Genomic DNA, 24,916 nt, shown 5'->3' on the forward strand with positions numbered 1-24,916 from the left:
TGTTAAGGCGTATTATTTATTTAAGCGGGCAATCATTTTTTCGGCCACACCTTCTGAAGATGCTGGATTTTGACCGGTAATTAATAATCCGTCTTCTACAACGTGCACGCCCCAATCTTCAACTTTGCTGTAATTCGCACCTAAGTTTTGCAATTCAGTCTCTACTAAAAAGGGAACTACATCTGTTAACTTAACGGCTGCTTCTTCAGTGTTTGAAAACCCGGTTACGTTCTTTCCTTTTACAAACGGTTGGCCGTTTTCAAATTTTACGTTTTTGAATGCGCCAGGGGCATGGCAAACGGCACCTACTAATTTGCCGCTGTTGTAAAAGTCTAATATCAACCGTGCCGATGTTTCATCGTTAGCTAAATCCCAAAGCGGGCCATGACCGCCCGGGTAAAAAATGGCATCAAAATCTGAAGCCTTAACATCAGCAAGCTTATGCGTATTAGCTATTACTTCCTGTACCTTAGCATCCTTATAATAGCGTTCGGTTGCATCTGTCTGTGCCGATGGTGCTTCACTGCTAGGGTCAATAGGTGCCTGCCCGCCTTTTGGAGTAGCTACTACAACTTCGTAGCCAGCATCGGTAAACTTGTAATATGGCGCGGCAAACTCTTCAACCCAAAAACCTGTTTGATGACCTGTGTTGCCTAATTGATCGTGAGATGTAACTACAAATAAAATTTTCATAGGTTATTGTTTAAATGTTATAATTATTGCTTGTTCTTCTTTAAGGCACTGGTACTCCATAAAGCCCAAAGAATTCATACAGGCTGAAAGAACAACCTCATTAACCTGGCTGTATCAGTGTTGAGACCAAATGCATCAATTTTATTTACATACTGAGATATATTACTCGGAAAAATTGCTACAAAAAATGCGGCAGTAGCCAGCCCAACCCATTTTTTTGTATTTAACCGCAAAGACAAGGGCTAAGCCTAAACTGATTTCTACTATTCCCGACAGCACAACTGTTAAGTCTGGATTTATAGGTAACCAGGCAGGTACCTGCGCCAAAAACTCAGAGCGGTTGAATGTGAGGTGGCTTACACCAGCAAAGGCAAGAAAGCCACCGAGTACCACACGGGCAATATTTTTTATGGTTGAGCGATGCATTTACTTACCTAAGACTTTATTTAAAAGAGCTTTTAGCTGCATAAGCTCATCAATAGAAACGTTTGAGCACTTTACCAATTCCATAGGTATATGTTGCGCCTTTTCCTTTAGTTTAATGCCCAATGTTGTAAGAGAGATTAATACAATACGCTCGTCCTGCTTACTTCTTGTTCTGTTAACTAATTTTTTAAGTTCTAATCTTTTTAAAAGAGGAGTAAGGGTGCCTGTATCTAAATGTAGCTTTTCACCTAATTGATTAACAGTTTGCTCTTTATGCTCCCACAAAACCATTAGCACTAAATATTGAGGATAGGTAATATCCAATTCAGCGAGCAGTGGTCTGTATAAATTAGTAAGGTTTCTGGAGAACGCATATGCCGGGAAACATATCTGGTTTTCAAGCTTCAGTAAATCTTCCATGAGTATATAACGGCACAAATTTAAAAATGTTTTGCACAATATAATTTTGTAAAATATGTATTTCTGTCTTTTTTAGAGCAGAGTAAGTAAAACATGCGGAGATATTTGAACCGTTATTTAAAAACCTTGATTTATTGGTCAAGTAAAACGCTATTGTTGGGTTTAATTTTGGTTATTAGTGTGGTAGAAGATATTACGAGTTGTAATATAATTTGATAAAATTGTGTTAAGGTTGCAGCAGGTAATAAATACAAAGCAATTGTGAGCCAATTCAAAGTGCTTATTTTGTTGAACTTAGCTTTAGTCCAATTATATTTAAAATGAAAAGGATGGTGAATATACTAATCGTATTACTGGCAATTATTGCAGTGCCTTTTATACTTATACTCGTTAATAAAATGAAGGCCAGGAATCTGCAAAAGGACTACCCAGCCTTGGGACAACCAATTGAAAGTGAAAACTTCGTTTTGGTAGAGCTGAAACTGAAAGGTAAAACTATTGAGTATTTTCATGGGGAATACGGTTCAGATCGTTCACAGGAGCTGGATACAGCTTTACAGCATCTTGAACCTGCCCGTTATTGGCCCAAAAATGGTGGCTTTGTACATTATGATACAGTAAAAAACCAGTTTATGATAGCCACAAATGAATATGTAAAGAACGTGAAACGCCCCGAAGGACTACTCGACGAGCAGAAGAACATTTGTTACTTTGATGAAAGTGGTAAACCAGTTGGACAAATCAGCAACTTTTACAGCATAAAACAGCCTTGGCAGGCCAATAGCGTTTTAATGCTTGATTATGTTCCGAATTTTCCGCAGTGGAAAAATAAGAGCGCAGAGCTTTACCTTAAGCATTTTGAAATTGAACATTTTGAAACATATTGGTTAACGCCATTACGTGGAATGGGTAGTCCCAATGGTGCAGGTCCGGCTCCGGCGTGGTCTGGCATGGCTTATTACGATTTGCACATAGCAGGTGAAACTTTAAGATTCCGATCACCCGCAACAAAAGACGGTTTTATGTTTTTGGAGTCAAACGATTTTGAAACAGAATTGGCCTACTGTAAATTTCCGCGGTTATTAAAAAAAGCAGCACCTGCGTTCCTTATTTATGGGCCGCGCTTTGGACAGGGTAGGGCCTTTATAATCAAGCATAAGTAACAGTATTAAACTAATGTGTTTATAAGCTTTTACCGAAGCAACGGGCGTTGATAAATTATTGATGATTTAGCAATTGCTACCGATAGGTTTTGTTGTATGCGGCGTTATTATTGGTTATCTATAGGCAACTCAAACCAAAATTCACTACCTACGCCCAATTCGCTGCTAACGCCAATTTTACCGTCGTGTCGCTCAATAATCTCTTTGCAAATATACAACCCTATACCGAACCCTTTTGTGAACTTCATGTTGTCGCTTTCTACCCTGTAGAATCGGTCAAAAACATGGGGCTGATCTTTAGCTGAAATCCCCATACCCTGATCGCTCACCGAAACTTTGACCTTGCCGCCGGTTGAATAACAAGACACATTAATGGCGCTACCTTCGGGCGAATACTTTACTGCGTTATTTATAAAATTAACTAATACCTGCTCAATCTTGTCCTGGTCAGCCTCAATGGGCGTATATTCCACCGGGTGAAAGACAATTTGGTGCGATGTATGAGTAGCCATAGACTCCTCTTCGGCCAATTTAACCAAATGAGCCATATCAAAACAGCTGCGTTTAAGCTGTATCTTGCCTTCGCTCATACGTGCTACATCCAAAAATCCGCTTATAAGTGCCATCATGCGGTCAATCTGGCGTTTGGCCTTACTCGCTATGCCGTTAATAACTGCATCATTACTTTTTTGAGATTTTAACATCAGCATCTGTACATAGCCACTCATTGAAGTAAGTGGAGAGCGTAACTCGTGACTTACAATGCCTATAAAGTCGTTCTTGCGTTGTTCATCAAGCTTGCGTTCAGTAATATCAGCAACAGTGCCTGAAAAGTGCCCGGGTTGTCCTTCTTTTGCAGATGGATACAATCTTCCGGTTGCCTTTATCCAACGTAATTGCTTATCGCGGAAGCCAATGATGGGATATTCCAAATCATAAGATTCTCCTTTTGTTAAGGCAGCTTCAACGGCGTTAGTTACTTTATCTCTGAACTCTTCCGCTACCTGCGTAATAGCAGCATCATAAGGCATCGTCTCATCCGGATAATAGCCAAACATTTCTTTCAAGCGGTTTGATGGAATAAATTCCTTTGTTTCGGCATTGATGTACCACGTACCTAATTCAGCCGACTGGATTGCAAGTCTTAGTTGTTCATCGTGCTCACTTAATAAGCGATGAGCTTGCTCAAGTTCCAGATGTAACTGGTGACTTTCGGTGGCATCTGTAAAGCTACCTATGGCTCCGGTTATATTACCGCTTTTATCACGTATTGGCGACGCATTCATATTGATGTACATCGGATCTTCGTCCTTAGCCTGAATCAAAAATAAATGATTGTAAACCGGCTTATTGCTTGATATTGCCACACTTACAGGGTGTTCTTCATGCAACATCGGGCTTCCGTCCAAATGACAATTAGACCATTCAGGCGAACTGTTTTTACGTTTTAATATACTTTCACGGTCAACTTTCAAAATCTCCTGAGCACGTTCGTTCGAGTAAATTACATTGCCTTTAGTATCTGTAATACCTATGCCTTCGGCCACAGTATCAAGTATGGTTTGTAACCTGTCCTTGCTTTCCGTAAGTTCGAGGTTTGTTTGCTGCAATAATGATTCGGTTTGAACCAACTGTTCAACTGTAGAAGTAAGCTCTTCATTTATTGATTCCTGCTCTTCATTAATTGCACTTAATTCCTCATTGGCATCCTGTAGCTTCCTTTCGCTTTCCTCAAGTCTTTGGCGTATACGAACCGTTTCTGTTATATCAATAACGGTTGCCAGAATAGCTTCGGGTACTCCGTTTAAATCAAATAGTGGTTGATATGAAATGTCGATGTATACTGTATTGATCGTTCCATCTGTTTCTGCTATCTCAGCTACCGTTTCAGATATATTTACAGGTTCGCCAGTTTGAAGTACGCTTTTAAGCAATCTTGGAAATGATTGCTCTTTTAATTCAGGGAAAACATCCAGCAAACCCTTGCCCATCATCTCTTCGGCTGAACGGGTCCAAATCCGGAGCATTGGCTTATTAGCTAATTCAACAACCAAATCTTCGCCTTTAATAATGCACATACCCATTGGTGCAGTCATAATAAGCTGGCGTAATTGATGTTCGTTCTTTTTTAATGCTCTTTGAGAATCAATCTGTTTGGTTACATCTGTTGCTGTATGAAGTAAGCACACGGTTTTACCAAAAGCATCTTTAACGGCTTTGTACTCAAAATTAAAGTAGGAAGTGGTCATCACACCATTAATCTTAACGGTGGCAGGTGTATCTGTTGCGGTATAAGTTACACCCGTATGCCAGGCCTCCTGCAACAGCGCTGTAAAGGGTTGACCAATTATTTCAGGAATAGCTTGCTCAAATGTTTTCCCAATAATATCACGATCCTTGCCCCATATTCTTAACATGGCATCGCTTGCGAAGCTGATATGCAATTCTTCACTTGAATAAATAGCAATAGCTTCGTTGGAGTGCATTATGGTTTCGAGCAAAACATGCTCTGGTAACATTTCAGCAGGCATTATAATGAATCAATAGTTTTCCTCAAAGATATAAAGTGTTTCCTTAATGGTAAATTAGATTCGCAAAAACATATGTTCACGCAACTTTACGAATTATAAGGTGCATATTTATTTAGTATCTGATTTAAGAATGCAAATTTTGCAAGGTGTTCATCAAGTTGTCTAAATTTAATGGTTTTGTTAAGTAGCCATTCATTCCTGCCTCAAAACATAACTGTTTATCTTCAGTAAGTGCATTTGCTGTAAGAGCTACAATTATAGGCTTGTTGCCTAAACGGTTTCTTATCAAACGCGTAGCTTCCAATCCATCAAGATTTGGCATTTGTATGTCCATCAGGATAATATCATAGTTGGTAACCATTACCTTTTCCAGCGCTTCTTGTCCGTCATTTGCCAAATCAGGCTGATAGCCCAGTCGGTTCAGTATGCGAACAATCAGTTTTTGGTTCATGGCATTGTCTTCTGCAACCAGCATTTTGTAAGGATAATGTGTAGCAAAATCTTGCGACAGAACCGATTTTATATCCTTGGCAGGTGCGGCATTATAGTCCTTAGCCATGCGATTAACCAAGGCATGCAGTTCATTTAACCTTACAGGTTTAGTTAGTGTGTAAAAGTTGGCTCCAAAATCGCTGTTTGATATGTCCATGCCCAAGCCTGTTATTAAAATTACCGGGCATTGGGATGCTATGTTCCTTAGTTGCAGGCAAAAAGTTTTGCCGGTCATATCATCAGTGTTCTGACCTGCAATGATTAACTTAAAATCATTCGTTTCTACTGCTGCGATTGCTTCTCTACCAGTTTTATAGGTACAAACCTCGATCTTTTTATCTTCAAGGTGTTCTTTTAAAATAGCTGTGCAGGTTTCGTTATTGTTGACAATTGCAGTTTTACCTGGCCAATAAGTTCCTACAGCGGTAGAGTCTGAGTTTACACTACTAGCTGTTTTACACTCTATAGTAAATGAAAATACACTACCTGATGACTGCTTGCTGCTTACCCTTATTTGGCCACCCATCAGGCGCACCAATCTTTGGCAAATTGCCAAACCAAGGCCTGATCCTCCGTATTTACGTGTCACCGATGAATCAAGCTGATTAAAGGCTTCAAACAGGTTGCTAATTCTATCTGCCGGAATACCAATTCCGGTGTCCTTTACCTCAAATAGTAATGTTAACCTTTCATCGTCACTAAAGAGTTTACTCACTTTAATCACAATTTCACCCTTATCAGTAAATTTACAGGCGTTACCCACCAAGTTAATTAAAACCTGACGCAAACGAATGCTGTCGGTGCAAAGGAGCGGTGGAACATCACCTTTAATATGGCAAAACAACTCTACCCCTGTGTCGGCTGTTTTAGCAGCAAACATCATCATTACCTCTTCAATTAAGGCCCTTAGTTCAAAGTCCTGCGGATCCAACTCCAAATTACCCGATTCGATTTTTGAAAAATCAAGAACGTCATTGATTACGTTCAAGAGAGATTGGCCGCTTTGCAAAATGGCATCGGTATATTCGTGCTGCTCTTTATTCAGCTCAGTAGCAGATAGGAGTGAGGCCATACCCAAAACGCCGTTTAAAGGCGTGCGTATTTCATGACTCATAGTAGCTAAAAAGGTACTTTTAGCTTTATTGGCCCGGTCGGCATCTTCACGGGCACGCTGCTCAACCTCCTTTTGTTCGGCCAGTTGAGTGTTCATCGCTTCAAGGTTTTGAGTGGCTGACATTAGCTCTTCCGACTGCACCTGCAATTCTTCTGCCTGTGCCTGCAACTCTTCAGACTGAGCTTGTGAAATTTCGAACTGGCGCTGAAGATCATCGTTGAGTTTGACTAAGGAGTCTCGTTGCGATACTACTTCCGCAGTACGTTCGCGTACTTGTCTACGGAGCTCCAATCGTTGTTGCCTTAAGTAAAGCGTCCTGAATCGATAAGACAGATACAACACTGCCGATAAAAATAACAATACAGATAACCTGAACCACCAGGTTTTCCAAAATGGGGGCCGCACAGTTATTGTTAACGAACGCACTATTCCATTCCAATAGCCATCGTAGTTAGCTGCCTTAACTTCGAATACATAGGTTCCGGCATCAAGATTGGTATAAGTTACTCTGCGCTGATCAGTGTAAATCCAGTTTTGATCAAAGCCATTTAACCGGTAAGCGTACTTATTTCTTTCGGGTATGGTATGATTTAACGCGGCAAAATCGATGCTGATAACTGATTGACCTGCGTTAAGCTCAATACACGATGTGTTAAGAATGCTTTTTTGAAGTACCGATTTTCGCTGACCTGCGTTAACTTTTTTGTTTAATATCCATAAACCGGTAATGGCAACATCTGCCGGGGTAGTGTTAACTGTTACGTTTTTAGGGTTTATAATGGTGTACCCGTTTATACTGCCAATGATGATGTTGCCATTTTTTAATGTAAGTCCCGACCCAATATTAAACTCAATGCTTTTTAATCCGTTAAACCTGTCCAGTTTTTTCAAACGTTTAGTTTGAGGGTTGTACCTCATAATACCTTGATTGGTACTAAGCCAAAGCTTACCGTACTTATCTCCTAATACTGAATGTATGGTGTTATCAATAAGGCCTTGCTGCTCGGTTAGTGCCGTTATATTTTTGCTTTTTGCATGGTAGCAGTTTAAACCACCCTCCATGGTCCCAATCCACATATTGCCAAGCCTGTCTTCGTAAAAATCACTGATTACGTTGCTTGTTAACTTGCTGTTACCAGTATTTAAGCGTGTAAAAGTTTTTGTTTGAGGGTTATAAATGCTTATTCCATTTGTATAGCCTCCAATCCATACGTTTCCAGTACGGTCTTCATAAATAGTTTGAACGGCGTCATCCGCAATGCTGTTTTTATTAGCAGGAGAATTGGTCAGCTTTTGGAACTTATTTGTTGCAGGGTTTAATATGTTTATTCCACCCCAACCTGTGGCAATCCAAAGCTTTCCATTACGGTCCTCCATCAACATGGCTACTGACTTGCAGTTCATAGAGTCAGCGCCGGTACCTGAGCTGTAGTTTTGAAACTTTCCTGTTCTGATATCAAGTTTATCGAGGCCGTTATTTGACGTACCTATCCAAACTGTGTTGCCGTCTTTAGTTACCAAAACATCGGTTGTGTAGTTACTTGATAAGCTGTTGCCGTTTGATAGGTGATGATAGTGTTTAATAAGTTTACCAGATTGCTCCACATAATCTAATCCATCATCAGTTGCTAGATAAAGATTTCCACGGCCATCTTCGGCCATGGACCTTATAATATTTTGAGCTGAAGGAAGCGAGTAATTAGCCGCCTTGAACCATTCAACAATCGTGATGTTTTTATTATACTTTAATATGCCCTGGCTCGATGTGCCTATCCATAAAGTTCCGGTTGCATCACTCAACAAAGAGTATACTGCATCATTAGGCATGTTGCTGCCGTCTGATGTTTTTATTGGAAGTTTAATTAGTTCCCTTTTTTGGATATCAAAAGTTTGTAGCGTTGTATTGGTGCCGAGCCAAAGTATGTTTCCACTTTGTGCTATACAATAAACAGGATTAGTTTTGTTTTCAGAGTTTTTGTCCGGTTCAACAGCATAGGAGATAATTTTACCGTCTTTTACGTTTAACAAGCTAAGCCCGGTGCTGGTTCCCAGCCATAAATTATTGTCCTTATCTTCATTTATGGCATAAACAGCACTTTTACTTGCTTTAATATTGCTGATGTGAGGATTAAGCCACTTTTTGTTAAGAATATTAAATAATCGTAATCCGTTGTCAGTTCCTACCCATAAATTATAATTGCCGGCCTGGTAAACCGTATATATAGCTGCTACGCCGGGCGAAATAGGCAAGGAAAGCGATTGGTAGTCTTTAAAGAGCTTGGTTTGCAGGTCATATTGGATAAGTGATTTATCGGTCCCTATCCAAACCATTGTACCGTTGCCTGCATATACAGTATTAATGTTTTTTTCACTGAATGCGGCTGAGCCCTTATTTTTTACGTTTAAATAGTTGAAAAACGATTCTGTTCGGCGATCATACCTGCTAAGTCCGCCGGTTCTGGTTCCTATCCAAATATCGCCGTGAGCATCTTCACAAATAGATGAAATATAATTTGCCGGAAGGCTGTTAGCGTCATTGCTTCGGTGCTTGTATACGATGTTTTTGTATCCATCATAGCAGTTAAGCCCATCTTGTGTGCCTATCCAAATAAAGCCATAATGATCTCTGATAACAGCATTGATAGTGTTTTGCGAAAGTCCCTGAAAGCTGTTGAAGGGAGAAAGATTGATAACCTCACGCTGGCCATACGCTGTAAAGCCACAATAAATAAATAAAAATAAAAACAGGTATATTTTACCAATAAGTCCCATAAGAACAAATTCCTTCAATGTGTAATTTTCGATCAGGCCGGTTTATATAAAAGCCTGAACAGTAGTGCCGGAATTAGTTCACCAATTTAAGCTTTCTAACCATACAATAAAGATTTTGGTTGGTAATTACAATAAGTCTAAATAAAGTTAATATAGTTATCATTATAAATTATTTAGTGAACAGTTGATTTTAATTCTTTGCCCTTTTATACAAGTTAATAGTGTTTTTTCAAAGGATTTTTCCGAAGCCTTACTTAATAATATAAACCTTTTTATCATCGTTGGTAAACAAGGCATAGCCAAGTTGAGGATTGGTGTAAAAGCCGTATCCCTCAATTATAATGGGTGGTTGAGCTTTATTTTTCGTCAAGGTACCTAATTTAATTCCGTTAACTGTAATTTCCGATTGCTGCCAGCTTTTATCCTGGTACATAAATTCTTTGAGCCGTAAGGTGTCTTTCTTGAACGCTATGTCAGTAAATAGGTTTCCATGGTATAGTTCAACATCAAAACCCGGAGCATTGCCACCTCCGCCCGAAAAGCGAACCTTTTCGTACTTAGTGCGCTGAAACAATTTGTAATTCACATTTACACTCTTTATGAATTTCTTCTGTCTGCGAGCAGCAGTGTCGATATGCTTGAACAAGCTATTGACCAAAAGTTCCTCAGTGTACGAGTATGGGAAATACTTGCTAACGTCTTGCCTAGTGCTGAATTGAATGCATTTATCGTTATTAAAATAAGTAAGTACAGTATACATCTTCATGGCTTGTATGGCTTGTAATTTTCCACTAACTTGTGGCTGTGGTTTAAGTTCCTCTTCTTTGAAATCAACGTATACTGCTGAAGATTCTTTAGCAATCTTCTTTATCTCCTCTTTCTCGTTTTCAACATCCCAACTAAAGCTGGCATTTTGCACTTCTATTTTTATTGGTGTTTTTTTGCCGGTTAAGCTCCAATTATAATATTCATTATTCTTTTTGTCTATTATAAAACCATTTACAAACGCCAGATTGTAAGGTCTGCAGCTTATAACCAATGAGTCTATAACATCACCGTCACCATTTAATTTTATGAATGTGTTGGTGTCTTTATCCGATATAGAGTACAGAATAACATTGTTGTCCTTAGTAATTATAGATTGAATTTCTTCTTGGCCGGTAATCAGCAGCTTTAGTTGTATACCGCCTGATTTAATAGTTTTTAAGCTATCGATAGATTGGTAATGGTTAAATTTTCCCGGTAATTTATCATTGATTTTTTCTATGCTTTTTAAAAATTTAACACCCAAAAAAACCAGCAGGGCTATAATGATAATGGTTATAACAATGGGGAGTATTTTCATTTCAAAAGTTGAGTTTGCTTGATTAAACAGTCACGTGATTATAATGTTGTATTAGCCGCTACAAGTGTAGTACAAACTATTATCAGTTATTTATAAGCTGAGGCAGGATGAATGGAAAATGGTTTTAGTAAGTTTTATACACCAAAAAGCCGCTAATCCTTAAGGCTTAGCGGCTTTTTGGTGTAATTTAGTAACAAATGCTATAACGAAACATCAGTTATAGAGGTGTATATATGGCGGCCTTTATATTTCACCCAAATGTAAGACCACCCTGGAGTATCGTAACCTAAAAATGTAACGTACGGATCTTCTTCATTAAAGCCTGCAAAGCGTTTGCCAATATATTTAAGTTCAAGTCCTTCAACCAATTTATCAATAAAATTCATAATAGTAAGTTTATGCCAACCATAAATGCTGTGTTAGGCAGCAGGTAAGCGGTTTATTTAATACAGTGAATTGCTGTTAGTATAGTCAGCCTTAGCCAAATAAAACAGTAATCATAAACGGAAATGGAAGAGAGGCTGCTTGATCAATTGAATAAAGCGTAATAAGTGGTTGCCAAAGTTTAAAGGCAATGCATGTGTAAGAAAACGAATTTTAAATGCTGAAAGAGGTTTGCCAGTTAATGCCTTTAAATATTTTTTGAACGACTGCCTGTGAAGTGTTGATTTGCTTACTTTCTTTACCGTGATGACACGTTTGCCCTTAACCTCATAGCTATTGGAAAGATGCTTTGCTTTAAATACAGCTGCCTTGGGTGCAACAATATAACCAGGCATGATAAGCGCTACATGGCTGAGCACAACAAATAAATATCCCGCACTAAGCAGAATTATTTTTAATTGCTTTGCTCTACTGTTAACCATATATGTTAATACGGGTAAATGCCTTTACAGGAATTAACCTATTAAACGCGGTTTGCTGAAATTTAGTGTTTGAGCAGTCTCTTGAAAGTTTATTTACTTTGAATATCTGCTGCATTATAAACTGCTGGTGTTAGCGAAGTCATATTCCGGCTTATAAAATGTATTTGATTCAATTGTTACGTTTAATTAAAAGTGATTGGTATAAAGTTCAGCACTGTCACTTAAAAGCGGTGATTAGATTGACTGATAAAATTTAATTATCGTAAAATATTTAACCCTTAGTTTAATAACGTAGCGTGTAAGTCAACTAAAATCTAAAAAATATAAACTACGGCATACGTCTTGTTTAGAAAGATGTATGAGTTTAACGGAAATTCTAGAGGACATTAACAGAAGTGCAAAATTGGTATCAGATGACGACAAACGATTTAAGCTTTGGATGCCTAAGCGTGTTGTGTTTACTGCTGATGCAATGAATGAATCCTACGGTCAAAAGATTTATGACAAAGTTTCTGCTTTGAACTTACCAATAGAAATAGCCAAGAACAACCGCATAACCGGCCTGCGTGGTAAAGACGAAAAGGAGACTTATCGTATTGCAAAAAACACGCTGGCTGTTGTAAAGGCACCTCCAAGTGCATTCAATCTACGTCCCATACCGCCCTCAGCCGATTGGCAGTTTCATCTTGCGGAGGGTTGTCCTGCTCATTGTCAGTATTGCTATCTTGCAGGCAGCCTTTCGGGGCCACCGGCAATACGCGTGTTTGCAAACTTGCCACAAATTCTGGAAAGTACAATCCGCTACCAGCGTTTAAATGAACTGGTGTCGTACGAGGCCAGTTGTTATACTGATCCTTTAAGTTTAGAACACTTAACCGGCGGTTTGGCAGAGTCAATCAACTTTTTTGCTACACAACCCAACACTCATCTCCGTTTTGTGACCAAATTTGATAATGTTGAGCCATTGTTAAATTTACAACACAACGGGCATACCAGATTCAGGTGCAGCTTAAATGCCGATTCCGTAGCCAAACGCCTTGAAGGCGGAACGCCCACTGTAACAGCAAGAATTAAAGCACTGCGTAAAATGGCGTTGCCTAAGCAGCAGGGTGGAGGTGGTTATCCAATAGGGATTGTACTGGCGCCAATAATGCCAATACCCGATTGGAAATTACATTATACCACTCTATTGGATGAAGTGTCATCAAACCTTAACTTTGAAACCGACCTGACTTTTGAACTTATTACGCACCGATTTACGCCCGGTTCGAGAGATATATTGCTTGGCTGGTATCCTAACACAACCTTAGATTTTAGCGAAACAAACCGCAGTATTAAAAGAAACAAGTTTGGAGGGCAGAAATATGTGTTTGTAAAAGACCTGATGAAAGAATTACGTAGTTTTTTTGAAACAGAAATTGCTAACCGCTTTCCAAAAGCCAAAATATTGTATTGGACTTAATTAGAAGCTGCATCTGATAAAACGGAAAGTTAGCTTCCGGTTCCCTACTTTGGTAGATAGCGTAATCAAACTTCCCGAATGTATATAAGAGTGTATATATTTGCCATAAGGCGATTATTTGCTGTATACGCTATAATCGTTGGTTCCACTTATAAACTTAATAATGATTGCGGGCTGCGGCAAATACTGGAAATCAGTAATATATACATACTTTTTAATTTCGTTGTTTTCGTGCAGCGTAGTAAGTGCTCAGGGGTTGTTGTTTAACTCTAATAATGCGTTTATTTCAAAACGCACGTCTTACCAGGTATTTGGGAAAAACGAAATAAGTGTCAAGTCCCATCTGCACGTTGATTTTGAATTAATGCTGTGGGATCAAAACCACCTAGGCTATATATTCCAGTTTGGGAATAGCGAAAACTCCATAAGCCTTAGTCACCTGAACACGCACGATACCTCATCACTCAATTTAAATATTGATCGTGTTAGCAATAAGATTAAAGCGCCGTTTGATTTGAATAAGTTAGGTAGAAAGTGGGTTAAAATAGCTATTGACCTTGATGTTGCACACAACGCTGTCGAGCTGAACATTGGCGGACAAGAGTTCAAAGCATCAGGTTTTCCTTTTGGTAGCACCGCAACTGGCAATATCACTTTTGGTAAAAACGCATCATATACCGAAGTGCCTGATATGGCCATTCGGAATGTTAACGTAGTTTATGATGACGACACAGAGAATTTTCCGCTGAATGAGTGGACGGGTAACAGCGTATCAAATGCCAACGGAAAGACTATAGGAAACGTTGACAACCCGATTTGGTTAATTAACGACTCCTATTTTTGGAAGCCTTTATTTAGTAAGAAGTTTGCCGATGTTGCAGGCATAAATTACTGTACACAACCGCAACAGCTTTTAATATACGGTCGGGACTCAATCTATACATATTCTCCATCATCAAATAGATTGGATGGGCAGCGCTATGTAAATAAGCATCCAGTTGCTATGATACTGGGTAAAAGTATCTATAGTGAGAAGCAACAGCTTTTGTATGTTTATGAGCCATACGATATACGAGACGATGGATTTAGTATTGCCGCATTAAAACTTCAAAATTTAACCTGGAAAGGTTTAGGCAAAGGCCAGTTACCTACGCAACGGCACCACCACAATGTATTTTTTAATGCCGCGCAAGACACGCTTTTTATGTTTGGCGGCTATGGCTCATTCAAATATCATAACTCGTTTTATAAGTTTGATCAGTCGGCCAATGAATGGGTGACAGTCAAATTCAACGGCGATGATATTCATCCGCGCTTTTTTTCAGCATCCGGACCGGCAGAGAACCAGGATGAGGTTTATATATTCGGAGGATTCGGTAACCAATCGGGTAGCCAGGTGGTTGGAGGTAAAGAATATTACGACCTTTACCGCATCAATACAAAAACTCATCAGGTTAAAAAGTGCTGGAGTATTAAACTTGATGGCAAAAAGTTTGTACCTGCTAACAATTTGTTATTATCTCCCGATAAAAAATCATTTTACGTTTTGTGCTATCCTCATGAGGTAGCTAAAACACATCTGAAATTATATAAGTTTGCCATTGAAGATGGCAGTTTTGAGGAAGTGGGGAGCTCAATACCTGTCACCTCCGAAAAAATTGAGACTGATATTAATCTGTTTTATAACAGTGACAGTGAGCAGTTTTACTGTAGCATACAGGAGTTTACCGATCCCCAGCATTCCAGCATACGTGTTTTAGCCTTAGATGCACCTCCAATAAGCGAGGAAGCATATTTGAAACGTTCTCAAAAGCGAAATTCTGCAGCAATGTTATGGATAACTGCAGGTATTGGTTGCCTTATAATGGCTATGGGCGGTGCGTTGCTATATTTTAAGCGTGAAAAATTTTCTCAAAAGGCTCCAGTTGATAATGAATTAGATCCAGAAACTGTATTAGCGGATGAACAGCAAGATGAATCAGTGATTTTAGTAAAGCAAACTCAGGAAGAAAACGTTAAAAACGCTGTATACCTGTTAGGAGAATTTGCGGTAACAGATAGTTCAGGTCGGGATATTAAACATTTGTTCAGTCCTAAAATCAAACAGCTTTTTTTACTTATCTTATTGAACAGCAAAGATTCAAGAGGTATAACCTCAAGGAAACTTACAGGTTTTCTATGGCCGGATAAAGATGCTACGAAAGCGAAAAACCTGCGCGGGGTTACTTTTAATCATCTTCGTAATATATTAAGCGGAATAGAGGGAATTGATCTCCAGTTTGTAAATGATTCCTATTTGTTTACCACAAATCAGTCCTTTTTCTGCGACTATTACCTTGCATCTGACTTACTCGACAACTCATCTGCTACAGACGCAGGTAAACAGCGTCAACTCAATCAACTATTACTTCGTGGACCTATTTTCGACGACATGTCAGAACATTGGCTTGATGATTACAAACAGTCGTTTGATGAAAAAGCGGTAAATGCATTGCAATTACAACTTAATGAGTTGGCAGAACTCAAAAAATGGAAGGAAGCTAATGAAATTGCTAAGCTTGTTTTAAGCATTGATCCGTTTAACGATAGTGCATTCAACTTGCGATTAAAAGCTCTTAAAGCTACCAAAGGCACTGAGTATGCAAGGCAATTCTACAGATCATATTGCGCCAACTATTACGATGCATTTGGCGAAGAGTACCAACACGACTTCGAAGCAGCATCAAAATAGATTTTCATTAACCGCTTCAAAACATGCTTTTTAAGCGGTTAATAACATTTTTTTAAGCGTTAACCCCAATTTTAACCCCTCTATTAAGCTTGTTGCACTACAATTGTTATCACAATCGCAAAGCAATGCGATAACCAATTAGTACAGCCAAAAGTTCAATTTCAAGTCGTTCAAGCTTTGATTCGCTAAATGCGTTTAGCAATCAAAACGGCATTAATGCTATCGAGTGTAAAATCTTGCAGAGTGTTTTATGCTTATCAACGCACTGCAATTTGAACCCAATTTATTACAATGCTTACACCCTTAATATGAGGATATACTTTACTACTATTTCGTTATTGTTTTTTTTACAGGCGGGTGCCCAGGTTAAATCATCATCATTAACGGATGATGTAAACCCTTTAATGGGTACAATGTCAAAACCGGGCTTATCAAACGGCAACACTTACCCGGCAATTGCCTTGCCATGGGGTATGAATATCTGGACGCCTCAAACAGGCGACATGGGTAACGGATGGCAATACACTTATGATGCAGATAAAATAAACGGCTTCAAGCAAACTCACCAGCCATCGCCCTGGATGAGAGATTACGGGCAATTTGCAATTATGCCGGTAACAGGAAAGCTAAAGGTTGATCAAAAAGACCGGGCAAGCTGGTTTTCACACAAAACCGAAATTGCCAAGCCTTATTATTACAGTGTTTACCTAGCCGATCATGATGTAACTGCCGAGCTTACACCTACAGAGCGTTCGGCGCAGTTCCAATTTACATTTCCTAAAAGCGATAGTTCATTCGTAATTATTGATGCATTGGATGAAGGCTCGTCTATTCAGGTTATTCCGGGTGAAAACAAAATTACCGGCTATTCAACTAAACATGCAAACGGGCCACTTAAAAACTTTAAAAATTACTTTGTTATATATTGTGATAAGCCGTTTTCTTTCACTCGTGCCTATAAAAATGGAGTAGCCGGCCAATCGTTAAACGTACAGGCAGAACATGCATTAGCAGCTATCGGGTTCAAGACAAAAGCTGGCGAGAAAGTGCATTTACGCGTGGCCTCATCTTTTATTAATCTTGAGCAGGCCGAACTTAATTTAAAACGTGAACAAGGCAACTCCGGCTTTGATGAGGTAAAGCAAAAAGCTAAAAATGTTTGGGAAAGCACACTTGGCAGCATCAAGGTTGATGGTGGAACTCCGGCCCAGCGTCAAACGTTTTATTCATGCCTTTACCGTATGCTGTTCTTCCCTAATAAGCTGTACGAAGTAAATGCTAAAAATGAAATAGTTCACTGGAGCCCTTACACAGGTAATACGCATAAAGGCTACCTTTTTGGAGGAACCGGATTTTGGGACACCTTCAGGGCATTATATCCATTTTTAAACCTGGTTTACCCGTCAATTAACAAGGAAATGCAGGAAGGGCTACTGAACGCCTACAAAGAAGGCGGCTGGTTGCCTGAATGGTCAAGCCCGGGCTATGCTGATATTATGATCGGCAATAATTCGGCATCGGTTGTAGCCGAAGCGTACCTCAAAGGCTTACGCGGTTATGATGTGGAAACGCTCTATCAGGCGCTTACTCACGGCGCTAATAACGAAGGACCAAGGGCTACCGGCAGGCGTGGAGTGTCATATTATAATTCGTTAGGCTATGTACCGTACAATGTAGGCATCAAAGAAAATGCAGCACGCACCCTGGAGTACGCTTATGACGATTTTGCCATATATCAGTTGGGCAAAGCATTGAATAAACCACAAGCTGAAATTGAGGTGTATAAAAAGCGCTCCTTAAATTATAAAAATCTGTATGATCCGGCATGGGGCTTAATGCGTGGTAAAAACAAGGATGGAAGTTTCCAATCGCCGTTTAATCCGCTTAAATGGGGGGATGCCTTTACTGAGGGAAATAGCTGGCACTACAGCTGGAGCGTATTTCATGATGTGCAGGGCCTTATAAACCTTATGGGCGGTAAGCAAAATTTTGTCAACAAGCTTGACTCTGTTTTTACTCAACCCCCAGTGTTTGACGATAGCTACTATGGCGGTGTAATACACGAAATACGCGAAATGCAGGTTGCCGGCATGGGGCAGTATGCTCACGGTAATCAGCCTATACAACACATGTTGTATTTATACAATTACGCAGGCCAACCCTGGAAAACGCAGTACTGGGTGCGTGAAGCAATGAATAAACTTTACAAACCTACGCCCGATGGCTATTGCGGTGATGAAGATAACGGCCAAACCTCTGCATGGTATGTGTTTTCGGCTATGGGCTTTTATCCGGTTTGTCCGGCAGCATCTGAGTATGTAATAGGAACACCTTTGTTTAGCAAGGTCACCGTTAAGCTTCAAAATGGTAAGCAGCTTGTTATCAATGCTGCCAATAACAGCGATAGAAACCCATATGTAGGTAAAGCACTTTTAAACGGAAAGCCTTATGATTTTAACTGGCTTAAGCACGATGAGCTAATGAAGGGGGCAACAATTGATTTCAGCATGTCGGGCAGGCCTGAATACAAACGCGGTACAGCAAAAAGTGCTGCACCATACTCACTAACCAATCAGCAGTAGGCGAAAACTGATCACGTCAGTTACTCAAGTACAAATACAATTATAACGAACCAATTATTTTACAAAACCAAATTTATGAACAAAAAATTTACGAAGCTTATAGTTAAGCGGCAAAGGCTTAAAGTAGGTGTGCTATCTGTATTCCTCACAACAGGGTTTTGCCTTGCACATACGGCAGAGGTTATGGCCACGCCTTATAAGGCACTTAAAGTTAGTAATGAATTGCCTGCAGACATTGTTGTGCGTGGTATTATTAAAGACGAAAAAGGCGTGCCTATTCCGGGTGTAGGCGTTAAAGTAAAAGGCGCTCTTAGCGTTACCTCAACTGATGTAAATGGTAGTTTCAGCATCACCGTACCTAACGAAGCGGCGGTATTAGTAATTACCTACATCGGTTACACAACTAAAGAGGTAGCGGTAGGAACCCAAACCAATTTATCTATACAGCTCGAACCTAACAACAACAAGTTGGAAGAAGTAGCTGTGGTTGGCTTTGGTACTCAACGTAAAGTTTCACTTATTGGTGCGCAATCAACTGTAACACCAAAGGATTTGAAACTACCAGTATCAAGCGTTACACAATCTTTGGCCGGGCGTATTGCGGGTGTGGTAGGCGTACAACGCAGTGGCGAACCAGGCCGTAGTGCGGCTGATATTTGGATAAGAGGTATTGCCACTTTTGGCGGCAACTCAAGTTCGCCGTTAGTATTAGTAGATGGCGTTGAGCGATCAATTAATAACATTGATCCGGAGGACATTGAATCGTTCACAGTACTAAAGGATGCATCAGGAACTGCGGTGTATGGCGTCCGCGGAGCAAATGGTGTAGTGATTGTTAAAACCAAAACTGGTAAGGTAGGAAAGCCAAACATTTTCTTGGATTACAATGAAGGTGTTAGCTCCTTCACAAAACGGCCAAGAGTTTTAGACGGCTTACAATATATGAATTTAGCCAATGAAGCACTTACCAATCGTGGAGGCACTCCAAAGTACAGCCAGGAATACATTGACAATACCGCATCAGGTGTCGATCCGTTGCTTTATCCAAATGTGAACTGGATGGATGAGCTTTTTAATAAATACAGCCGTAACCGCAGGGTAAACCTTAATGCAAGTGGTGGTGTTGATAATGCGCAATATTATATTTCATTAGCATATTACAATGAAACCGGATTTCTTAAAACGGATGACTTAGCGGCTTACAATTCATCTCTTGATTATAAAAGGTACAACTTCACCAGTAACCTCAATGTAAAGCTTACTAATACCACAAAACTGGCTTTGGGTATTCAAGGCTATGCAGCAACCGGTAACTATCCTGGGGAAAGTACCCAAAACATATTTCGTTCAGCACTTGATGTATCGGGCGTGGAGTATCCGAAACTTTATCCGGGCGGCTTCATACCAGGTCGTTCATCAAACGGTGGATTTAGAAACCCATATGCCGATTTAACAAGACGTGGCTATCGTACTGAATTTACTAACCAGTTATATACAAATTTGAGGCTTACTCAAGATTTGAATATGATTACGCAAGGGCTAAGTGCTACTGCTATGGTTGCTTTCGATAATTATAACGAAAACTTCATAACCAGGTCAAAAAGGGAAAGTACCTACTTTATTCAAAACGTTACGGGTACCAATTCTCCTTACAAGCCCGATGGAAGCTTAAATCTGATACAGACTTTTACAAGCGGTGGCAACTATCTTAGCTTTGATCCCGCACGTGGCGGAAATAGAAGATTATACAGCGAAGCTGCTGTAAATTATGATCGCGCATTTGGTAAACATCGTATAGGTGGGCTCGTGCTGGGCTACACCCAAGATTATAACAATCCGTTTGCGGGTGATTTTACATCTTCAATACCTGAAAGACAAGTTGGTTTAGCTACCCGCGCTACCTACTCTTATGATGATAGGTATTTTGCGGAACTAAACTTTGGTTATAACGGTTCTGAACTATTTGCACCCTCTAAGCGCTACGGTTCTTTCCCGGCATTTGGTTTAGGCTGGATACCATCAAATGAAAAGTTTTGGGAACCTATCAAAGGAGCAATCTCTTTCTTAAAGTTCAGGTATTCTGACGGTAAAACGGGTATAGGCCGTATCAACGGCCGCCGCTTTGCTTATTTGACTCTGGTAAATGAAGGTGATGGTAACTCAGGCTACCAGTTAGGAAAAAACTTTGCCCGTTACAGGTCAATCGACGTGTCGGATTACGGAGTTGATATTCGCTGGTCGGAATCGCGTAAGCAGGATTTGGGTATGGAGATCAGAACCCTGAATGACAATCTGTACCTTATTGTTGATTTATTCAGAGAGCGCCGTACAGGAGTGTTTTTACAACGGCAATCAATACCGGGCTATGTTGGCTTAGTAAACCAACCATACGGAAATCTGGGTGTGGTAGATAACAGGGGTATCGACGCAACCTTAGAATACAATTTTAACATTGGCAAGGTTGACGTTGGCTTACGCGGAACATTTACTTATAATAAAGATAAGCTGCTGAATGATGATCGCCCACCGCAACCATATCCATGGATGAACAGGGTAGGTACTAACGTGTTATCACGTTTTGGTTACGTTGCCGAAAAGCTGTTTGATACACAGGCCGAAATTGATGCCAGTGCTACCCCGGGCTCAAAAGCTAACATTAAACCGGGCGATATTAAATATGCCGATTTAAACAATGACGGTTTAATAAACGATTATGACAAAACGCGGATTGGCAGGGGTGATATTCCTAATACGGTTTACGGCTTTGGTTTCAACGTTTCCTACAAAGGATTTGGTTTAAGCACATTATTCCAGGGTACAAGTAACGCCGATGTAATGTTGGGTGGCTCAGGTATATTTCCGTTTAATGGTGGCGGTGGTTTAAGTAACGCTTATGAAAACGCCACTGACCGCTGGACGCCGCAAAACCCAAGTCAAAATGTGTTTTACCCTCGTTTAGCTTACGGCGAAGATCAAAACTTCAACAACACGCTCGAAAGCTCATGGTGGGTAAAGGATATGAGTTTCTTGAGGCTTAAAACCGCTCAGCTGAGCTATAATTTGCCTCAAAGCTTAACGTCAAAAATTCATGTTCGCAATGCATCCATATACCTTATTGGAGTCAACTTACTAACGTTCAGCAAATGGAAGCTTTGGGACCCTGAACTCAATACTAATATTGATGGCAGAGCAAACGGAGCTAAATACCCTATCACCGGAACACTGTCTTTAGGTTTAAACGTGAGATTTTAATTGAATTTACAGAGATGAAAAAATATTTGATTTTAGTATTGGTTGCAGGCCTAACGCTAAATACTTCCTGTTCTAAATATTTAGATCAGGTACCCGATGACCGGCTTACGCTTGATGAAACTTTTACTAACCGCGCAACTGCAGAGAGATTTTTAGCAGGAATTTACCGCAATATTCCTGATGAGTTTGGCCAGCGTAACCCTGACTTAAGTAAGAATGCCGGTTTATGGACAGGCGGATCTGACGAGGCCGAATACATTTGGGGATTTGCTCAAACCAATAACTTGAATATTGGTAACTGGGATGCAAACAGCGGATTCGTAAATGATTATTGGAATAACTTTTACAGGGGCATTAGATCGGCAAGCTTTTTTATTGCCAATGTAGACAGGGTAACGCAAGACATTACGCCTCAGCTTATTGTTCAGTACAAAAATGAGGCTCGTGCATTAAGGGCCATGTTTTATTTTTACCTTATCAGGCTTTATGGTCCGGTAATACTATTAGGAGAAAATGTGATTGAGCCCGATGCGCCATCGGAAAGTGTTAGGTTGCCACGCAATACATTTGATGAATGCGTTAATTACATTGCTGCCGAACTTGATGCGGCTGCAGCTAATTTGCCTGTTAACCCTGTAAATGATAACAATTACGGGCGCATAACCAAAGGCATGGCGCTATGCTACAAGTTGCAAACGTATTTGCTGGCTGCAAGCCCCTTGTATAACGGTAACACCGATTTGGCTGGCTTGCGCAACAAAGACGGAAAGCAACTGATAAGCCAAACCTTTGATGCCAGTAAATGGAAAAGAGCATCAGATGCGTATAAAGCTTACATTACTGAATTTGTTCCCGGAACGTATAGCTTATACCGTAAAAACAATTCCGCAGGGGCGTTTGATCCTTACCTTTCATGTCGAGATATATTTATTGATCGTTTCAATAACGAAATTATCATGTCGCGTATTGAGGCTTCAATAGAAGGCCGTCAATATGAGCTAACGCCTTACCATAATGGCAAAAACTCTGAAACAAGAGGTTCGGGCGGTTTAGCGGCTACTCAGAATCAGGTGGATGCCTTTTTTACGGCAAATGGTCGTAGTATTAACGATCCTGCATCCGGTTATCGCACATCAGGGTTTACTGATTACAAGGCTCCGGGCAGTCCTATCGCTACTAACACTTACAACCAATGGGTTAACCGCGAACCTCGCTTTTATGTTAATATTACTTACCATAACAGCGTATGGTTAAATACCACTTACGGAAATATCATTACCGAGCTTAACAACAACGGTAACTCAGGTAAAGCAACCGGTGGAAACGATTACAGTGTAACCGGCTACATAGTGCGCAAAGCAATGGGGCTTGGTAACTGGAGAGAAAGTAATCGCCCGGTGATACTTTACCGGGTAGGAAACTTGTTCCTTGATTATGCTGAAGCGTTGAATGAGTCAACTCCAGGCAACCCTGAAATTCTGACTTACCTTAACCGCATTCGCGAGCGTGCAGGCATACCGCAATACGGTACAGGCACGGATGCCTTACCGGTACCAACTTCACAGGAAGCTATGCGCGATGCTATACGCAAAGAGCGCCGCTCAGAGTTGGCTTTTGAAAATGTAAGGTTTTTTGATACCCGCCGCTGGAAGATAGCCGAAACAACCGATAACGGCCCAACTTACGGACTTAGCATAACCAAAAATTTGCCTGAATTTTTAACCGTAATTCCTTTTGAAAACCGGGTGTTTACAAAACGCCACTATTTGTTCCCAATTCCTGCTAAAGATGTTAACGCAGATAATTTGATGGTACAAAACCCGGGCTGGTAATCTTATAACTGAATCTCCGGATGAAGCTAATTACTTCGTCCGGAAATTTATAACGCTACACATATGTTGAAATTTGATTTATCACAAATATTACTTTCAAACAAGTTAAGGCTCTTGCAACTGTTTATCGTGTTTGCGTCAATACACGCCGCATCATGCAGTAAAGGAAGTGACAGTGTTGAAACTCCAAAGCCCGTTCCGGAAACAAAAGGCGAATACTACAGCACTTCTGATGCGACTGCCGCATTCAATGCTTTCAACACCGCTTACTACAGTGCAAACGATAAACTTTATTACAGTACAACCGAGCGCAAAGACATTGGTGCCATTTGGACGCAGGCAATTTACTGGGATATGGCTATGCATATTTACGAGCGTACTAAAGACCAAGCCTACTACAAACTGGTAGCAGATATGTACGACGGCGGCTTTAAAAGGTATGACGGTTACAACTGGGACAATACAACCACATGGTTTATATATGATGATATGATGTGGTGGGTTATATCACTCGCCCGGGCGTACAACATCACCAAAAACGAAACTTACTTAACCAAGGCCAAAGCCGGTTTTGAACGGGTATGGAACGGCTCATATGACCCAATTAAAGGAGGTATGTTTTGGGATTTTAAACACAGCGGCAAAAATGCGTGTATTAACTATCCAACCGCTATTGCTGCAATGAGGCTTTACCAAATTACCAAAGACGAACAGTACTTAAATAAGGCAAAATCCATCTACAACTGGTCGAGAGAAAACTTGTTCGACATCAGCAACGGTAGAGTAGCCGATCATAAAATAGGTAATAACAACCCGGGTTATGAAGATTATACTTACAACCAGGGCACTTGCATAGGCGCAGCAGTTATGCTTTACGAGGTAACCAAAGAGCAGAAATACCTTGACGATGCCAACTTAGCTGCCCGTTATACCCAGCAGCGCATGAGCGATAGCCAGGGTATACTACCTGCAGAGGGTGATTACAATGAGCAGGGAGTACTTAAAGCCATATTTGCACAATACTTGGCGCAACTTGCAAAGATTTATCCGCAAGGCAATTATGATAAGTGGGCAATTATGAACGCCAATTATGCATGGAATAACCGCGACCTAGCCCGCAACATTATGCACCGTAACTATAAAGCACCTTGTCCAAAAGGTGTAGTACAGTCATATGAATCAAGTAGTGCTGTAGCATTTATGCAATTATTCACTCCAGTTAATTCAAAATAGCC

General features: G+C 40.3%; 14 protein-coding genes. 7 read left to right on the forward strand and 7 right to left on the reverse strand.

The window, feature by feature from the left end; all coding sequences use genetic code 11:
• Positions 1-12: 12 nt before the first annotated feature.
• The 3 genes from GO816_RS09055 to GO816_RS09065 all read right to left on the reverse strand — a co-directional run bounded on the left by GO816_RS09055 (position 13) and on the right by GO816_RS09065 (position 1,539).
• Positions 13-693 (reverse strand): type 1 glutamine amidotransferase domain-containing protein, encoded by a 681-nt coding sequence (locus tag GO816_RS09055; RefSeq protein WP_157541441.1) that lies wholly within the window; start codon positions 691-693, stop codon positions 13-15.
• 162 nt (positions 694-855) lie between these two features.
• Complete coding sequence (locus GO816_RS09060; protein ID WP_232336532.1) at positions 856-1,119, reverse strand: DoxX family protein; 264 nt, start codon at positions 1,117-1,119, stop codon at positions 856-858.
• The gene (locus tag GO816_RS09065; RefSeq protein WP_157541443.1) at positions 1,120-1,539 is read right to left on the reverse strand and encodes a MarR family winged helix-turn-helix transcriptional regulator; all 420 of its coding nucleotides are present in this window, start codon (positions 1,537-1,539) and stop codon (positions 1,120-1,122) included.
• Positions 1,540-1,937: 398 nt separating this feature from the next.
• On the opposite strand from GO816_RS09065, the gene GO816_RS09070 reads away from it, so the two are divergent.
• Positions 1,938-2,702, forward strand: a complete 765-nt coding sequence (locus GO816_RS09070) for a hypothetical protein (protein WP_198171464.1) — start codon at positions 1,938-1,940, stop codon at positions 2,700-2,702.
• 107 nt (positions 2,703-2,809) lie between these two features.
• On the opposite strand, the gene GO816_RS09075 is transcribed toward GO816_RS09070, so the two are convergent.
• The 4 genes from GO816_RS09075 to GO816_RS09090 all read right to left on the reverse strand — a co-directional run bounded on the left by GO816_RS09075 (position 2,810) and on the right by GO816_RS09090 (position 11,342).
• On the reverse strand, positions 2,810-5,221 hold the full coding sequence (locus tag GO816_RS09075) for a PAS domain S-box protein (RefSeq protein WP_198171465.1): 2,412 nt from the start codon (positions 5,219-5,221) through the stop codon (positions 2,810-2,812).
• A 136-nt stretch (positions 5,222-5,357) separates the two neighbouring features.
• Complete coding sequence (locus GO816_RS09080; RefSeq protein WP_157541448.1) at positions 5,358-9,611, reverse strand: hybrid sensor histidine kinase/response regulator; 4,254 nt, start codon at positions 9,609-9,611, stop codon at positions 5,358-5,360.
• Positions 9,612-9,861: 250 nt separating this feature from the next.
• Positions 9,862-10,956 carry a hypothetical protein gene (locus GO816_RS09085; protein ID WP_157541450.1) on the reverse strand — a complete coding sequence of 365 codons (1,095 nt, stop codon included), beginning with the start codon at positions 10,954-10,956 and terminating at the stop codon, positions 9,862-9,864.
• 200 nt (positions 10,957-11,156) lie between these two features.
• Entirely contained in the window at positions 11,157-11,342 is a 186-nt protein-coding gene (locus GO816_RS09090) for a hypothetical protein (RefSeq protein ID WP_157541452.1), read from the reverse strand.
• 838 nt (positions 11,343-12,180) lie between these two features.
• Between GO816_RS09090 and GO816_RS09095 the strand changes: the two genes are divergently transcribed.
• The 6 genes from GO816_RS09095 to GO816_RS09120 all read left to right on the forward strand — a co-directional run bounded on the left by GO816_RS09095 (position 12,181) and on the right by GO816_RS09120 (position 24,914).
• Positions 12,181-13,284, forward strand: a complete 1,104-nt coding sequence (locus tag GO816_RS09095) for an SPL family radical SAM protein (protein WP_198171466.1) — start codon at positions 12,181-12,183, stop codon at positions 13,282-13,284.
• A gap of 163 nt (positions 13,285-13,447) precedes the next feature.
• The gene (locus GO816_RS09100; RefSeq protein WP_157541454.1) at positions 13,448-16,015 is read left to right on the forward strand and encodes a Kelch repeat-containing protein; all 2,568 of its coding nucleotides are present in this window, start codon (positions 13,448-13,450) and stop codon (positions 16,013-16,015) included.
• Positions 16,016-16,323: 308 nt separating this feature from the next.
• Positions 16,324-18,597 carry a GH92 family glycosyl hydrolase gene (locus tag GO816_RS09105; RefSeq protein WP_157541456.1) on the forward strand — a complete coding sequence of 758 codons (2,274 nt, stop codon included), beginning with the start codon at positions 16,324-16,326 and terminating at the stop codon, positions 18,595-18,597.
• Positions 18,598-18,672: 75 nt separating this feature from the next.
• Positions 18,673-21,849 carry a SusC/RagA family TonB-linked outer membrane protein gene (locus tag GO816_RS09110; RefSeq protein ID WP_157541458.1) on the forward strand — a complete coding sequence of 1,059 codons (3,177 nt, stop codon included), beginning with the start codon at positions 18,673-18,675 and terminating at the stop codon, positions 21,847-21,849.
• 14 nt (positions 21,850-21,863) lie between these two features.
• The gene (locus GO816_RS09115) at positions 21,864-23,681 is read left to right on the forward strand and encodes a RagB/SusD family nutrient uptake outer membrane protein (RefSeq protein WP_157541460.1); all 1,818 of its coding nucleotides are present in this window, start codon (positions 21,864-21,866) and stop codon (positions 23,679-23,681) included.
• 63 nt (positions 23,682-23,744) lie between these two features.
• Entirely contained in the window at positions 23,745-24,914 is a 1,170-nt protein-coding gene (locus GO816_RS09120) for a glycoside hydrolase family 76 protein (RefSeq protein WP_157541462.1), read from the forward strand.
• Positions 24,915-24,916 lie beyond the last annotated feature (2 nt).

This window comes from Mucilaginibacter aquatilis (assembly GCF_009755275.1).
Taxonomy (GTDB): Bacteria; Bacteroidota; Bacteroidia; order Sphingobacteriales; family Sphingobacteriaceae; genus Mucilaginibacter; species Mucilaginibacter aquatilis.

Bases quoted from the DNA above. Each gene is read 5' to 3' on its own strand.
- GO816_RS09055 (WP_157541441.1), bottom strand. From the start codon at position 693: ATGAAAATTTTATTTGTAGTTACATCTCACGATCAATTAGGCAACACA.
- GO816_RS09060 (WP_232336532.1), bottom strand. From the start codon at position 1,119: ATGCATCGCTCAACCATAAAAAATATTGCCCGTGTGGTACTCGGTGGC.
- GO816_RS09065 (WP_157541443.1), bottom strand. From the start codon at position 1,539: ATGGAAGATTTACTGAAGCTTGAAAACCAGATATGTTTCCCGGCATAT.
- GO816_RS09070 (WP_198171464.1), top strand. From the start codon at position 1,938: ATGAAGGCCAGGAATCTGCAAAAGGACTACCCAGCCTTGGGACAACCA.
- GO816_RS09075 (WP_198171465.1), bottom strand. From the start codon at position 5,221: ATGTTACCAGAGCATGTTTTGCTCGAAACCATAATGCACTCCAACGAA.
- GO816_RS09080 (WP_157541448.1), bottom strand. From the start codon at position 9,611: ATGGGACTTATTGGTAAAATATACCTGTTTTTATTTTTATTTATTTAT.
- GO816_RS09085 (WP_157541450.1), bottom strand. From the start codon at position 10,956: ATGAAAATACTCCCCATTGTTATAACCATTATCATTATAGCCCTGCTG.
- GO816_RS09090 (WP_157541452.1), bottom strand. From the start codon at position 11,342: ATGAATTTTATTGATAAATTGGTTGAAGGACTTGAACTTAAATATATT.
- GO816_RS09095 (WP_198171466.1), top strand. From the start codon at position 12,181: ATGAGTTTAACGGAAATTCTAGAGGACATTAACAGAAGTGCAAAATTG.
- GO816_RS09100 (WP_157541454.1), top strand. From the start codon at position 13,448: ATGATTGCGGGCTGCGGCAAATACTGGAAATCAGTAATATATACATAC.
- GO816_RS09105 (WP_157541456.1), top strand. From the start codon at position 16,324: ATGAGGATATACTTTACTACTATTTCGTTATTGTTTTTTTTACAGGCG.
- GO816_RS09110 (WP_157541458.1), top strand. From the start codon at position 18,673: ATGAACAAAAAATTTACGAAGCTTATAGTTAAGCGGCAAAGGCTTAAA.
- GO816_RS09115 (WP_157541460.1), top strand. From the start codon at position 21,864: ATGAAAAAATATTTGATTTTAGTATTGGTTGCAGGCCTAACGCTAAAT.
- GO816_RS09120 (WP_157541462.1), top strand. From the start codon at position 23,745: ATGTTGAAATTTGATTTATCACAAATATTACTTTCAAACAAGTTAAGG.